Origin of the sequence: Autumnicola aciditolerans, from assembly GCF_041679265.1 — a bacterium.
Lineage (GTDB): Bacteria > Bacteroidota > Bacteroidia > Flavobacteriales > Flavobacteriaceae > Autumnicola.
On the sequence record NZ_JBGFSM010000002.1, the window covers coordinates 165,298 to 180,472 of the forward strand.

A 15,175-nucleotide genomic window follows, 5' to 3' on the forward strand; every position below is an offset into this window, starting at 1 on the left:
GTTTTCTTTTCTTTTCTATATATTAGCCATTCCCTACAGAAAAACGATTTTTTAAAAATTATTTTAAATGAATATCCTAATCTTAAGTGTAGGGTTTTTATTACTTACCTTACTAGTTTTCTTTCTGGTCCGCACCATTCTAAGTAATTACAAAGAAAAAAGAAGGTTGCAGCACATGCGTTTAGAATGCAGCTCTAAAAAATCTGGCTAGGGCTATAAAGAAATTTTTCTTCTGATGTATTCCTGTCTATAGGTTGAGGATTTTCTGTAATTCCCGAAATTAAATCATAATTTTGTCAGCAGATTAATTATGCCGGATTTTCTATTACATCTTCGGAGGAATGGAAAAATGCAGCAGCAGAGCTATTATGATGAAAAATTCCCAATTAATAAATTCCGTTTTAATAATTGTTGGCGCCGCATTACTTATTTATGTAATTGCGGTAAAAGACGCCAGCCCTTACTTTAAAATTGCGGGATTAATAATTATTATGTTTGGCTTATACCGCGCCACCAACTACTGGGTTGCCACCAAAGATGATCATAAAGAAGAAGAAAACGGGAAATAATGGAATTTAAACCTGGAGATAAAGTAGAGTTATTGGATGATAACCTGGAAGGAATAGTGGTGAATGTTCAGGGGGAAATGGTAGAGGTGGAAACCCCAGAGGGCTTTACTATGGATTTTCCCGCTTCAGATTTGGTGAAAATTGCGGTCCCCATTGAAGACCTGCAGGAAGATGTAGATTTTGAAAGTGTCCTTAAAGAGAAAAAAATTCCGAAGAAAAAAAAATCAGCAAGGGTAAAACCCAAAGAGCGCAATGCGCCTCCTATGGAAGTAGACCTTCATATAGAAAAGCTCACCAGGTCTACAAGAGGCTTAAACAACCATGAAATGCTGAATTTACAACTGGACACTGCCAGGCGCCAACTGGAATTTGCCATGAGCAAAAGAATTCAAAAAGTGGTATTTATTCACGGAGTTGGGGAAGGGGTTTTAAAAGCAGAGCTGGATTACCTTTTTGGGCGGTATGCCAATGTAAAATTTTATGATGCCGATTTCCAGAAGTATGGGCTTGGCGCCACCGAAGTTTATATTTTTCAGAATTATACTGTAGAATAGTTGTTCGAGCTATTCCGTATCAGTTTCATCACCGGTTTCTTCATCTGTTTCTTCTCCCGTATCTTCATCTTCATAAGGACTGTATATTTCTTCCAAGGTTTCATCAAAAAATCCAAGGTCATATTGGGCAAATTTAATTTCTTCTCCGCTCCCGTCCTGTTTGATTAAAGAAAAATCACGGATTGTAATATATGTTCTTATACTTCGTTTAATTTCATTCTCAAGAAAAGTATCATTTTCTTCAGAAATGGCAGCGGTTCGGTCAAGATAGTAAGCTATTTCGGCTCCATTGAGATACGAAGCAGGCTCTAAAATATCACTTTCAGAATCAGGATCTACTTCATTTCGGGTAGGTGCCCCATCGCCATCGTCGTCGGTATCCAGGTAATTTGGGATGCCATCTTCATCGGTGTCTCGATATTCACTATCACCTGTGGTGGGATCTCCATCTGGATTGCGTAATTCCGCGGACGTTTCAACATTATCATTATCATCATCTATATCGAGATAATCCGGAATCCCGTCTCCGTCAGAATCCAAATGGTCTTCGCCATCAACATCAAATCCTTCTTCAAGATTGGTTAAACCATCGTTATCAGAATCGGCTTCATTGGTAAGATCTCTGTAATAGGTGTTTATATTAATTGTTCCCCTGCTGGAACTTATGTATTCTTCAAGCACTTCAGGATTACTTGGGGGGATATCGCTGCAAAAGTAAGAAGTGGGCACGGCATCATTATAAATGCGATAAATGAGCCGGTTGGTGGTATTTAAACTGAGGGCAACATCCCCTATTTCGGTTCTAAGGGTGCTTTCTGCCGTGCTTATGGCAGTGTTTTTAAGAACAAGGGACATAGACTCATATACATCTTCACTATTGGTGGTGTACAAAACCTTTGTAGCGAGGCCGCAAAGTTTTAGCTGGCTGTCTTCCATATCAAAACTGGTAACGATAATTTCGCCGCTGTCACAGGAAAGAAAAAGTGCTACTAAAAGTATAAGTCCAAAAATCTTCTTCATTTTAATAATTTACTAAAGAAAAATGCATTGCAAATTTTAAGTTTGCTGAACAAAAGTAGCGGAAATATAGATTTTTACCGATGCTTCTTAGAAATAATTTAATTTCTCCTATTTTTGCACACCATGAAAAAAGTCTACCTGGATTCTGCAGCCACAACGCAAATGCGAGATGAAGTAATAGCTCGCATGAGCAGCGTTATGAAAGAAAATTATGGAAATCCTTCTTCCACTCACAGTTACGGGAGATCGTCTAAAAGCCTTATTGAGCAGGCGAGAAAAACAGTTGCCGCTGCTCTAAATGTCCAGGCGTCAGAAATTGTTTTTACTTCCGGCGGGACAGAAGCTGATAACCTTATATTAAACAGTGCTGTAAGAGACCTTGCGGTAAAGCGAATTATCACTTCCAGGATAGAGCATCATGCGGTTTTGCACACGGTGGAACAACTTAAGAAAAATTACGAGATAAAGGTAGATTACGTGAAGCTGGATGAAAATGGCGATATACTTTTGGAAGATCTGGAGCGGCTTTTATCTTCTTCTGAAGAAAAAACGCTGGTAAGCCTGATGCATGTAAACAACGAGATTGGTAATAAAATCGATTTGAAAAAGGTGGCTGAAATTTGCAAATCTCACCATGCCCTTTTTCATTCAGATACCGTGCAGTCGGTTGGGCATTATGAGCTGGATTTCAAGGAAATCCCAGTTGATTTTACCGCGGCCAGCGCACATAAATTCCACGGCCCAAAAGGTGCGGGCTTTGCTTTTATAAGAAAAAACAGCGGCTTAAAACCTTTAATTTTTGGAGGAGAGCAGGAGAGGGGGCACCGTGCCGGGACTGAAGGGGTCCACAATATTGTGGGGCTGGAAGAGGCCCTGAAGCTTTCTTATAAAAATTTAGAGGAAGAAAAAGAATACATATCTTCGTTAAAGTCCTACTTCATCAAATCGCTGCAGGAAAATATTTCCGGGATTAAATTTAACGGCAATTGTGCTGAAGCAGATAAAAGCACCTATACGTTGCTTAATGTTTGCCTTCCGGTTTCTGCGGAAAAGTCCATGATGCTTCTTTTTCAGCTGGACCTAAAAGGAATTGCCTGTTCCAAAGGCAGTGCCTGCCAAAGCGGAAGCGATAAAGGTTCTCATGTCTTGAGCGAATTCCTATCAGAAGAAGATCTGGAGAAACCTTCTATTCGTTTTAGTTTATCCAGATTCAATACTGAAGAAGAAGTGGATTACGTGGTAAACGTGCTGAAGGAGTTTATTGAAAATTAATGGTTTTTACTCTCATTCTATATTTTGAATGATGAATTTTGAAAAGGTTTGTTGTCTGTTATCAATTTTTTTTAACCATTCACTCTTTAAACTTCCTATTTCTAACTTCGTACTTCAGATTATTTTCTAAAGAACTTTGCCTCATAAATCGCTGTATTTCCCACGTTATCTGTCACCACCAGCTTAAAGTTGTTTTCGGTATCGGTCACGGCGCCGTCGCTAAAATTGTAAGTAAGGGTGTTGTTTTTATATTCATATTCCATCAGGATAAACTTTCCGTTCACTGTGGCACGATAGCTCTGGATTCCGGAAAGGTCGTCGCTTATTTTAAGCTGCAAGGTGCTATTATTCGAAATCCATTGTCCGTCAGAAAAATTAACAGGGTTTATCCATGGCGCTTTAGTATCTGAAGCTAAAGTGTAATCGCCAAAAGTGCGGACCCCTGTGGTAAAACGATCTCCTTTTTTGTAAGTGGTCGAGTAGCTGGGCCTACCCCTGTAGCCAAGCTGGGCGATGAACATTTTTTCCTTTTCTTCCGCTTTGTATTTGCTTACATCAAAACCAATGGTGATATTGTTTTGTATAGGGGTATTGTCTTCATGAAAATGTATTGTATCCCCTTGAAAACTGATGTCTAAATAAGTATCCTGGTACAAACTGTTTTTTGGAATGTAAACATCAATACCGTTTTCTTCTGTGGAAAAAGGCTGAGAGGCTTCTACAAAATACTCAGTTTCTTTTAGCTGTTTTGGCTGGATATTATCGCTGAATTTTCCCTGAATGGGAATCCTTATCACACTCTCGTTGCCGGCGAAATCCTGGACTTTAATCGTGTAGTTATAATTCAGGCTGTCCTGAATATTTAGCCTTCCTTCAGATTTTACATCAGCATAAAGGCTAAGCGGGTTATTCTCGTCTACAAACAATTTTTGCACACGGTCCCGGTGCGAGGTATAATATTCATAATCTATAAGCTGATTAAGGCGACGGGTTTCGCCAAAAGAGAACCGGTCAAAATTCAGCTGAAAAACTTCGTCTCCATTCAGGTCAGCTTCAATCTTATATATTCCGTTTTTATTGGGAGCCCCATCCAGCTGGTCTACTGTGGCAACTCCAAAGCCAATTTTCCCACAGGCATTGATTTTTTCCGTAGTAAAGGAACCGTCTTTTAATGGAATAAGCCTGATTTTTTGTCTCTCAGCCGAATTGTTTACATGGGAATCATCACCTTCAGGATAAACAAAGAGCCCGTCGATTATAGGTTTGCGATGGTCTTCAATTTCTATCCCAAACAGTTGTGGGTTCATGGGCCTCTGGCTGGCGTCTCTTATTTCAAAATGCAAATGTGGGCCGCCACTGCCACCTGTGTTCCCGCTGTAGGCCACAAGCTCCCCCATATCGACTTCCAGTTGCCCTTCTTCGGGAAACAGTTCAATTTCATAAGTTTCATTGGTATATTGTTGCTTTTTCACATAAGCTTCAATTTCGGGTGAAAATCGCTGTAAATGGCCATAAACGCTTGTGTAACCATTGGGATGTTGAATATAAAGAGCCTTTCCGTAGCCATAATGCTGAATTTTAATCCTGCTTACATAACCCGGGGCAGCGGCTTTAACTTCCAGTCCCTGGCGTTGCTGGGTTTTAATGTCAAGCCCACTGTGAAAATGATTAGCCCTTAGCTCACCAAAGGTTCCCGCTAAAACAAGTGGTATATCTAATGGTTTCTGAAAATAATCCTGTGGTACGTTGGGTTGTGATTGGGCAATGCTCGTCACGGCAAAAAAGGCAAGCAAAAAATAGAGCTTCATATAGATTCTTTATTCAAATTTCATAGCGCTGTAAATATAAAGAAAACTAGCTTTAAAAGTAAAGGTCTTGGCCTGAGATTATTATAGGTAAGCAGCGTATTTTGTAAAATTAGCAATAAAAGTATTGGGATATTTCAAAGCGTATGTTAACTTTGTGCGTATCGGCATCACAAGGAGCTTTTATGAGTGAATTAACGGAAATAGTTGATAATCTTGAAAATAGAATCAGCAAGTTGCTTCACAAGTATGAAGTTTTAAAGCAAATGCGGGATTCTTTACAGGAAGAATTATCTGCTGTTAAATCTGATAATGACCATTTAAAAAAAGAACTGGAAAATTCTTTTGAACGAATTCAGACTTTAAAAGCAGCAAATGCGATGCTGGGCAGTAATGATTATAAGAAAGAGACAAAGCTCAAAATAAATAGCCTGATAAGGGAGATTGACCAATGTATAGTGCAGCTATCTGACTGATGAAATGGAATGACAGAAAAATTAAAGATCAAAATATCAATTGCAGATCGTGTGTATCCATTAACAATCCAGCCCCAACAGGAAGAAGGTCTGCGTAAGGCAGCAAAGAAAATTGAAGGAATGATCAAACAATTTGAGCAGAGTTATGCTGTGAGGGATAAACAGGATGTACTGGCCATGTGTGCTCTGCAATTTGCAGCGCAAACAGAGCAAAAAGGCCTGGATAAATCTGCTGAAACAATTGAAGCAGAAGATAAGTTAAAATCGCTTGATGATTTGCTAAAGAAGCATTTGGCGACATAAGTTCTTTAAATAGATTAAGGTTACTGCCTGTATTAGTGATTTTCTGATAAACTCAACACGAATTCTTTAAAGAGGGTGAGTCTAAGTTGTAAAAGCGCGCCGCTCCCGTTAAACCGGGATGAGCGGATTCTTGATCAGCTTGTTAGCCCTAAACTTGATTTTAAGGAGTTTAATACAAAACCACAACTAATACAGGCTTTTTTTATATATAAATTTTAAGTAAATGGAAATAATTATACCGATTGTTGTAGGACTTATTGGCCTTGCCATAGGTTTTGCGATTGCTAAAATGCTGGAGCGTAAAAAGGCTTCAGAAACCATATCTAATGCTGAAAAAACTGCCGCGGGCATTCTAAAAGAAGCTAAAGTTGAAGGGGAAAGCATCAAAAAAGATAAGATCCTTCAGGCTAAGGAAAAGTTTATTGAACTTAAATCTGAGCACGAAAAGGTTATTTTAAGTAGGGATAAAAAGATTAATGATGCCGAAAAAAGAATACGCGATAAAGAATCACAGGTTTCCGGAGAACTGGCCAAAAATAAAAAGCTAAATAAGGAGCTGGAAGAGAAACTTGCCGATTACGATTACCGGACGAATTACCTGGAAAAGAAACAGGAAGAAATAGATAAGCTTCATCATAGTAAAATTCAGCAGCTCGAAGTAATTTCCGGCCTTTCTGCCGAAGAAGCCAAGGCGCAGCTTACCGAATCTCTTAAAGACATAGCCAAAGCAGATGCTATGGCCATGATCCAGGATACGGTGGAAGAGGCTAAATTGACTGCGCAGCAGGAAGCCAAAAAAATTATTATTAATACCATTCAGAGAATTGGAACAGAAGAAGCGGTTGAAAATTGCGTATCTGTTTTCAACCTTGAGAGTGATGATGTAAAAGGTAGAATTATTGGCCGCGAAGGTAGAAATATTCGCGCACTGGAAGCCGCCACAGGGGTGGAGATTATTGTAGATGATACCCCTGAGGCAATTATCCTTTCCTGCTTTGACTCGGTTAGGAGAGAGGTGGCTCGTTTATCCCTGCATAAACTGGTAACCGATGGCAGGATTCACCCGGCGCGTATTGAGGAAGTGGTGAAAAAAACCCGTAAACAAATAGACGAGGAAATTATTGATATTGGGAAACGCACCGTTATAGATCTTGGCATCCATGGGCTAAATCCTGAACTTATTAAGGTGGTGGGAAGAATGAAATATCGTTCTTCTTACGGCCAGAACCTGCTTCAGCATTCCCGGGAAGTAGCCAAACTTTGCGGGGTAATGGCAGCCGAACTTGGATTAAACCCAAAATTGGCAAAAAGAGCCGGACTGCTGCATGATATTGGTAAAGTTCCGGAGACCGAAACAGAAGTGCCACACGCCATTCTTGGAATGCAATGGGCAGAGAAGTATGGTGAAAAACCTGAAGTTTGCAATGCTATTGGAGCACACCATGACGAGATTGAGATGAATTCGCTGCTCTCCCCCATCGTACAGGTTTGTGACGCGATTAGCGGAGCAAGGCCGGGAGCCAGAAGGCAGGTGCTGGATTCTTATATTCAGCGTCTAAAAGACCTTGAAGATATCGCTTTTGGATTTGGTGGCGTGAAGAAAGCTTATGCCATACAGGCCGGGCGAGAGCTAAGGGTAATTGTGGAAAGTGAAAAGGTAAATGATGATAAAGCATCCAATCTTTCTTTTGACATTTCCCAGAAAATCCAAACAGATATGACGTACCCCGGGCAGGTAAAAGTTACCGTAATCAGGGAAACCAGAGCTGTAAATATTGCAAAATAGGAGTCAGTAGAATAAATTAAAAAATCCCGCAGAATTTGCGGGATTTTTTGTTTTATAGTAGTTGTTCATAATTATGCTTTGTAGTCGGCATCATCATAGATGTTTTCATAAGAATTGCCTTTGGTTACAAAGAATTCTCCGGTAACATATCTAAAGTGGCGGTCCAGTGCAGCAATTTCTTTAAGATCGTCTTCATCAAGATTTACTCCCGTGCTTTGGAGGTTCTCCTTAATTCGCCCCTCGTTAGTACTTTTAGGGATCACAGCAGTTCCCCTGATTTCGCTCCATTTAATAAGAACCTGTCCTGCAGAAGCGCCGTGCTTCTTCGCGATTTTCCTGATGGTTTTATTTTCCAGCAAAGAAGGTTCATTTTCCGCCTTCATAGCATCTGCTCTATCCCCGCTGCCTAAGGGAGAGTAGGCTGTAACATTAATATTTTTGCTACTACAGTACTCCAATAATTCGTTTTGCTGCAGATAGGGGTGGAGTTCCACCTGGTTCATTTCTGGATGTTCACTGGTTTTTTCCATAAGGTCTTCCAGCTTCATGATGCTAAAATTAGAAACCCCAATATGTTTTACCAGTCCCTGTTTTTTGGCTTTAATCATAGCTTTCCAGGTTTCAATAATAGGCACTTCTTCCAAAGAGTAGTAATCTTCATCATTTTCAGGAAATCCTGTGCCTTTCTTAAATGCAACTGGCCAGTGAATCAAATAGAGGTCCAGGTAATCCAGTTGTAAATCTTTCAGGGTTTTCTTCAGGGCAGGAATAACGTCTTCCTCTTTATGAGAATCGTTCCAAAGTTTTGAAGTAATCCAAACCTCTTCACGTTTTATTTTTCCTTCTGAAAATATTTCTGAAAAAGCCTCGCCAATCTCAGCTTCATTACCATAAGTCGCTGCGCAGTCTATATGGCGGTAGCCACTGTTAAGGGCTGTTTTCACTGCTTCTCCCACTTTGCCTTTATCAGATTTCCATGTGCCGAGACCAATGGCAGGCATTTGGTCTCCGTTCTTAAATTTTAAATATTTCATAGTCGATTCAATTTTTCCGCAATTTACCAATAAAACAAGCCTTTTGAGAGAGAGCAGGCAGGTTTAGCAGAATTTTAATACCCTTCTCTTGGCTTAAGATCCTCTATACAATAATTTATGGTTTATTTCGAGCTATAAACTGCCACAACCACGGGGAATACCCTGAAATCATTTCTTTTGCCTTAGGGGTTGTTTTTCTAATTGGGCAGGTTAACGCAGAAGGAATGCCCTTTAAAGTTATGGCTTAAGCCTTTTAGGAATAAATGCTTACTTTGATTACTCCCTGTTAATTTTGGTGAAAATTACGCCTTTGGTACGGCCGTTGGAAGCCGAAAAACCAGATATTTCTCCCTTTTCGTTTCTTTTAAAGGAAACGCCGGAAATAGGAAAACTAGATCCAAAAGAATCTTTATCTGCCGGATATAACGGCATAGGTTCAGCGATTTGGTAATTGCGCAATACTAATTCCTCCTCTTCCATTTCTATGCTATACATGGTTTCAATTTCTTTGCTAAAGTAATGGCCGGTATATTCTTTGAGTGTTTCGGCGTCTGGTTTCCATTGGAGTTTTTTGGCCAGGTGTTTTCCATGTTGATTGAGCGTAAGGGAATCGGCAGTACCCTTATTGTTAATATGAAAATTAATTTCAGCATCTACTCCCTTCAGCTTAAATAAAGAATCAGAAACGGCATATAAATCCACTTCTCCCTGTCCCGTGGCCTGGGTATAAATGCGGTCCCCGTCTCTTGAAAAAGTAAGTATAAAGCCAGGTGCTTCAGCAAGTTCATACCTTCCTGTAAGATCGTCGAACCGGGCTACATCATAATCATAAGATCTTCCGGAGAACTCTTCTTTGTTATTTTCTTCCTCTTCTACTGCTTTCATGTAATCCGAAAAAAATGCGTCAGAAATTTGATAGGCCAGGTTTTCCGCAAAACCGGCATTATTGCTTTGGGTAACCACTGCCGCGTCTATTTCAGGAAAATACATGAGCATGGAACGATGGGCAACGTCTGCGCCTCCATGTTGAATTTGCTTTAATCCGCGGTAGTTGGTTATAAATAATCCCAGCCCATACTGGGTAGTATCGCCGTTTTTAAGCACAAATGGAGTGGTCATTTCTTTTATTATTTCTTTATTTCCCACCTTTGGATCTTTTAAATTTCTTATCCACTTAGCAAGGTCTTCCATAGTGGTATAAATTCCACCTGCACCCATAGCTCCACCTAAATCCTGTACTTCCTGAAAGTTTCCACCTTCTGCAATATTATACCCAACAGACCTGTTTTTTACCACTTCATACTGGTTTTTACGAACAAGGGTGTGATTCATATTTAAAGGCTTAAACACATTTTTTTCCATCCATACGGGAAAAGCTTCATTCGTAACGCGTTCTACCAAAGCTGCCAGAATAGCAAATCCGGTATTATTATAATTCCACTGTGCGCCAGGTTCATTTTGAAGTTCCGGCTGATTTTGAATGATTTTCAATATCATTTTTTGATCTAATGGGCTTGTTAGGTCTCTTCCGGTCATGGCGAGCGTGTTCAAAAATTCCCTGTAACCACTGGTGTGGGTAAGGAGATTGCGAATGCTGACCTTATGCTGAAATTCCGGAAATTCCGGAAAATATTTTCTAACATCGTCATCCAGGGAAAGTTTTCCCTGCTTTGCTAAAAGTTCTATGGCAAAAGCGGTAAATTGTTTGGAGGTGGATCCTATATTGGTAGGAGTATCTGTTGTAAAAGGTATATTGTAAGCAAGGTTTGCCATGCCATATCCTTCAGAAAAAATAATCTTACCATTTTTCATAAGCATTACGGCAGCCCCAGGTACATTTTTTCCACTAAATTCAGCCATTAGCTGGTCTACACGCTCTTCGGGCTTTATGGCAACTGGTTCTGCAGTTTCAATTTTAATTTCGTAAAGCCCTGTGGCTTCTTTAAAAGGTTTCACCTTAATTGTATAGTTTCCGGGACGTTTACTTTCAAATCTAAAATTTTCAGGACCACGGGCAGGGCCATCAAAAGATGCAATTTCCTTATTTTCGGGATTAATAACAGATACCACCACATCCAGTGTTTTCTGGTACACATGGCCGAACACGAACTGGGAAGAATCCAATTTTAAAATGTATTGATGTACGCCCTCAGGAGGAAGAGAATCCCGGTAAGACTGGCCTTTTGTAATTTCTTTAGCGAGTACGCTTTGTGCCTGCGTGCTGTTCAGCATAAGAAGAGCAATGAAAAGTATTACGTATTTTTTTATCATTATGATTTTTTTAGCTGGTTTAATTAAGATCTGGAAAAATAAAGCAGCGGTTGATGATTGTTTCTGAATATAGGACGCCATGGATTGCTGTAGGTTACAAAAAATATTCTTTTCCTTTCCTGCGTATGGAAATATCCAGGAAAAAAGTAGAATGCGGATTTTTTGAGAATTATAAAAAAGGCAATTTCATTTTATCGCGCCGTATGCAGCAAAACAAAGGTTTTTATGTAAAATCTCAATCTTGCTAAAACCTGTTCTTTTCATTAATTCCAGCTGATAATTTAAAGATCGGGGAGAATCTTCTTTTTCTATATATGCCATAACTTTCTCCCTGTATTCTTTTCCTCCGGATCTTTCCAGATACTCCCCATACAATTCCCAGGTGTAATTATTCAGGATTTCAGTTTCCTGTATAATTAAATCTGATATCATTAAACAGCCCCCAGGTTTGAGCAAGCGGTATAGTTTAGAGAAAGTAGTTTCCCAGTCATTATCATCTCTTAAATGATGTAGCACCGCACCGGCGAGGATAATATCAAAATGTCCTTCTTCTAGATCAATAGTTCTAATATCACCCTGTAGTATCTCAACCTTCACTGTAGTTTGTGGAGAAATTCTTTCAGAAGCTTTGTCCAGCATGGCTTTACTTAGATCTACGAGGGTGCAGTTTAACTCTGGCTTTTTAGAGAGCATCCTTAAAGTAAAATTTCCCGCGCCACAACCTACGTCGAGCAAATTTCTGGCATCAGGGCAAATTCGCGCTGCGGCTTCTGTAATAAGTTCCAGAGAAAGTTTCGCATCAATGGTAGAAACCTGGCCGGTATTTAGATTGGAAAAACGTTCCACGTCTTTATCAAACCTTTGCCGTATTTCATCTGTTGAAGATTTTTTCATGCTTTAATTTATTTCAGTAAAACTATTTATCTGGAGAGGGAATTTAAATCATTTATAAAGAGATAGGTGATTCAATATAAAAACTTCTTGCAATTCATTAACAGCTATTATGGCCTCATCTTCTAATATAGGAGGTATATTTCTTAATTTAAGTTACCTATGCAATAGGTTTTTCTTCTACAGCCAATAGAATTTAACTATCTTAAAAGTTATTGCATTGCTAAAAATTATCATAATTTTACTATAATTAATAATCAAATAAAACTACTAAAGATGGCGGAGAACATACACGAAAAGCCAGGCAATCATAAAGTCTGGGAGGTAAATGAATCCAGCAGATGTCCTTTTATGGGCGGATCCCTGAACTTTACTGCAGGCACCGGTACTTCAAATGAAGACTGGTGGCCAAACCAGTTAAACTTACGAATTCTGCGTCAGCATTCTTCCCTTTCCAATCCTATGGATAAGGACTTTAATTATGCAGAGGAATTCAAAAAGCTGGATTTAAAAGCAGTAAAAAAAGACCTTTTTGACCTGATGAATGATTCTCAGGAATGGTGGCCTGCAGATTACGGACATTACGGTCCGTTTTTTATACGTATGGCCTGGCACAGTGCAGGTACTTATCGTATAGGAGATGGTAGAGGTGGGGCCAGTTCCGGATCTCAACGTTTTGCACCACTTAACAGTTGGCCAGATAATGCAAACCTGGATAAAGCGAGATTGCTGCTTTGGCCTGTAAAACAAAAATATGGACGTAAAATTTCATGGGCAGATCTTATGATCCTGGCAGGAAACTGTGCTCTGGAATCTATGGGCCTGGAAACTTTTGGTTTTGCCGGTGGACGTGAAGATATTTGGGAGCCTGAAGAAGATATATACTGGGGTTCTGAAGGCGAGTGGTTAGGAAATAAAGAACGTTACGCTAGCGGGGACGATTTGGAAAATCCGCTTGCTGCTTCCCATATGGGCCTTATATATGTGAATCCTGAAGGGCCAAATGGAAATCCTGATCCTGTAGGTGCCGCACGTGATATTCGTGAAACCTTTGGGCGTATGGCAATGAATGATGAAGAAACCGTAGCTCTTATTGCCGGGGGACATACCTTCGGAAAAACGCACGGAGCCGCAGATGCTGTAGAATATGTAGGGGCAGAGCCTGCCGGAGCAAGTATAGAGGAAATGGGCCTTGGCTGGAAAAATTCCTTTGGAAGCGGTAAAGGGGAACACACCATTACCAGTGGAATTGAAGGTGCCTGGACAGATACACCAACCAAATGGAGCAATAAATTCTTTGAAAACCTTTTTAATTACGATTGGGAATGTGAAAAAGGTCCAGGAGGTGCTTATCAGTGGAAGCCAAAAGATGGTGCCGGTGCCGGTACAGTGCCAGATGCGCATAACCCTGATAAAAAGCATGCACCGTTTATGCTTACCACAGATCTTGCACTAAAAGAAGATCCTGCGTATGAAAAGATTTCTAGGCACTATTATGAAAACCCAGATGAGTTTGCTAAAGCATTTTCCAGAGCTTGGTATAAATTGACGCACCGCGATATGGGCCCCAAAGAAAGATATTTAGGTCCTGAAGTTCCAAAGGAAAAACTAATCTGGCAGGATCCTATTCCTGAAGTAGATCATAAATTAATTGATGATAAAGACGTAAAAGAGCTCAGGTCTAGGATTTTAGACTCAGGACTATCTGTTTCCCAGCTGGTTACCACCGCATGGGCATCAGCTTGCACCTTCCGGAATTCAGACAAGCGTGGAGGTGCCAATGGGGCACGTATTCGTCTGGAGCCTCAAAATTACTGGGAAGTGAACAATCCTCCGGAATTACAAAAAGTGATTATGAAACTGGAGGATATTCAGGAAGAATTTAATAAAGCCCAATCCGGAAATAAAAGAGTCTCTTTGGCAGATCTTATTGTACTGGGAGGATGTGTAGGTTTAAAGAAAGCTGCAAAAGATGCCGGTTTTGATATAGGCATACCATTTACTCCAGGCCGTGCCGATGCCCTTCAGGAAGATACAGATGTAGACGCATTTGCCGTACTTGAGCCTGTGGCAGATGGCTTTAGAAACTACGTAAATAAGCGCAGTGAATTTTCTACCCAGCCGGAAGAATTGTTGGTAGACCGCGCACAGTTAATGAACCTTACTCCTCCGGAAATGACTGTTCTTATAGGTGGTATGCGCGTTCTGCATACCAATTTTGATGGTTCAGATCTTGGAGTATTTACAGATCATCCAGGTACCTTAACCAATGATTTCTTTAAAAATCTTTTGGATATGGGAATTACCTGGAAAGCAAAATCTGAGGATCAACAGGAATTTGAAGGCCGTGACCGTAAGACAGGAGAAGTAAAGTGGAAAGGAACACGGGTAGACCTTATCTTTGGATCCAATTCAGAATTAAGAGCACTCGCTGAAGTTTATGGAACCAGCGATGGGCAGGAGAAATTCTTAAAAGACTTTGTTGCAGCATGGACAAAGGTTATGGAAAGTGACCGGTTTGACCTGAAGTAAACAGAGTTACATTGTAGTTGAAAAAGGTGAGTCTATCTAGGCCCACCTTTTTATTCTTATGTATATTCTAATAAAAAGCAGAAAATGCCAAGGTTATAATTTTATTTTAAATTTTTACAGATCTCTTGATATGGGTATGCCAGCTGAATAAAAATACCCATACTTTTAAATGCACCCGCATTTATCAAAAAGAAAAAGAGTAAGAAGGTACTGTACGTTTTAATTTGCAATCTGGCTGTTTTGTTGAGAATTTAAAGTTTGTTTTTTTGATACTCATTCAGAGTCATATAACTATTACAGGCCCAGTTTGAGCTGCTTTGCTAAAGAAAAAAAACAAACTTTTTTGTTAATATACCCGAACCTGGATGCAGTTATTTTGTACTTGAGGATTTTCTGTAACTACTTTACGGTAAGGCTAGAAATTTAAATATTCTGAAATTTAAGAGCAGAATAATAGTTTCTATTTTTTCAAATAGAAGCTTTCGTTAAGCTATTGGCTTTTGGACGTTAGAGATAAATTTTTTGATAGAAAAGGTTTGGCTAAGAAATTTCAAAGTGTTTAAGGAAAGAGAGGAAATTTTTCAAATTAAAAGAAGATCTTTTCAGGCTCATTAACTATCAAATTTAATTTGTATTAAGTTGAATAGGTATAGGCTAAACAC

12 protein-coding genes and 1 other RNA gene are annotated in these 15,175 nt (G+C 39.7%); 8 read left to right on the top strand and 5 right to left on the bottom strand.

Going from position 1 to position 15,175, the window contains the following annotated elements:
* The first annotated feature begins 368 nt into the window (after positions 1-368).
* Together AB8M93_RS02495 and AB8M93_RS02500 are read left to right on the top strand one after the other, a co-directional pair.
* Positions 369-569: a hypothetical protein gene (locus AB8M93_RS02495; protein ID WP_373056051.1), complete on the top strand. Its 201-nt coding sequence runs from the start codon at positions 369-371 to the stop codon at positions 567-569.
* Positions 569-1,123, top strand: a complete 555-nt coding sequence (locus AB8M93_RS02500) for a DUF8465 domain-containing protein (protein WP_373056052.1) — start codon at positions 569-571, stop codon at positions 1,121-1,123. Before AB8M93_RS02495 ends, AB8M93_RS02500 begins: the two co-directional genes overlap by 1 nt.
* A gap of 9 nt (positions 1,124-1,132) precedes the next feature.
* Here AB8M93_RS02500 and AB8M93_RS02505 read toward each other — a convergent pair whose 3' ends face one another.
* Positions 1,133-2,143, bottom strand: a complete 1,011-nt coding sequence (locus tag AB8M93_RS02505; protein ID WP_373056053.1) for a hypothetical protein — start codon at positions 2,141-2,143, stop codon at positions 1,133-1,135.
* 123 nt (positions 2,144-2,266) lie between these two features.
* On the opposite strand from AB8M93_RS02505, the gene AB8M93_RS02510 reads away from it, so the two are divergent.
* Positions 2,267-3,415, top strand: coding sequence for a cysteine desulfurase family protein (locus AB8M93_RS02510; protein WP_373056054.1), 1,149 nt, complete (start codon positions 2,267-2,269; stop codon positions 3,413-3,415).
* 119 nt (positions 3,416-3,534) lie between these two features.
* Here the strand turns inward: AB8M93_RS02510 and AB8M93_RS02515 are convergent, their stop codons facing one another.
* A complete protein-coding gene (locus AB8M93_RS02515; RefSeq protein ID WP_373056055.1) occupies positions 3,535-5,223 on the bottom strand; it encodes a M23 family metallopeptidase in 1,689 nt (562 codons plus the stop codon).
* A gap of 182 nt (positions 5,224-5,405) precedes the next feature.
* Between AB8M93_RS02515 and AB8M93_RS02520 the strand changes: the two genes are divergently transcribed.
* The 4 genes from AB8M93_RS02520 to rny all read left to right on the top strand — a co-directional run bounded on the left by AB8M93_RS02520 (position 5,406) and on the right by rny (position 7,785).
* Complete coding sequence (locus AB8M93_RS02520) at positions 5,406-5,696, top strand: hypothetical protein (protein WP_373056056.1); 291 nt, start codon at positions 5,406-5,408, stop codon at positions 5,694-5,696.
* Between the two features lie 9 nt (positions 5,697-5,705).
* On the top strand, positions 5,706-5,999 hold the full coding sequence (locus tag AB8M93_RS02525) for a cell division protein ZapA (RefSeq protein ID WP_373056057.1): 294 nt from the start codon (positions 5,706-5,708) through the stop codon (positions 5,997-5,999).
* A gap of 50 nt (positions 6,000-6,049) precedes the next feature.
* Positions 6,050-6,170, top strand: a non-coding RNA gene (gene ssrS, locus AB8M93_RS02530) — 6S RNA.
* A gap of 52 nt (positions 6,171-6,222) precedes the next feature.
* A complete protein-coding gene (rny, locus tag AB8M93_RS02535) occupies positions 6,223-7,785 on the top strand; it encodes a ribonuclease Y (protein WP_373056058.1) in 1,563 nt (520 codons plus the stop codon).
* 71 nt (positions 7,786-7,856) lie between these two features.
* On the opposite strand, the gene AB8M93_RS02540 is transcribed toward rny, so the two are convergent.
* From AB8M93_RS02540 to AB8M93_RS02550, 3 genes are all read right to left on the bottom strand, one after another.
* Positions 7,857-8,819 (bottom strand): aldo/keto reductase, encoded by a 963-nt coding sequence (locus AB8M93_RS02540; RefSeq protein WP_373056059.1) that lies wholly within the window; start codon positions 8,817-8,819, stop codon positions 7,857-7,859.
* 276 nt (positions 8,820-9,095) lie between these two features.
* Positions 9,096-11,090: a serine hydrolase gene (locus AB8M93_RS02545; RefSeq protein WP_373056060.1), complete on the bottom strand. Its 1,995-nt coding sequence runs from the start codon at positions 11,088-11,090 to the stop codon at positions 9,096-9,098.
* A 186-nt stretch (positions 11,091-11,276) separates the two neighbouring features.
* A complete protein-coding gene (locus tag AB8M93_RS02550; RefSeq protein WP_373056061.1) occupies positions 11,277-11,984 on the bottom strand; it encodes a class I SAM-dependent methyltransferase in 708 nt (235 codons plus the stop codon).
* 273 nt (positions 11,985-12,257) lie between these two features.
* On the opposite strand from AB8M93_RS02550, the gene katG reads away from it, so the two are divergent.
* Positions 12,258-14,513 carry a catalase/peroxidase HPI gene (gene katG, locus AB8M93_RS02555; RefSeq protein ID WP_373056062.1) on the top strand — a complete coding sequence of 752 codons (2,256 nt, stop codon included), beginning with the start codon at positions 12,258-12,260 and terminating at the stop codon, positions 14,511-14,513.
* Positions 14,514-15,175: the final 662 nt, after the last annotated feature.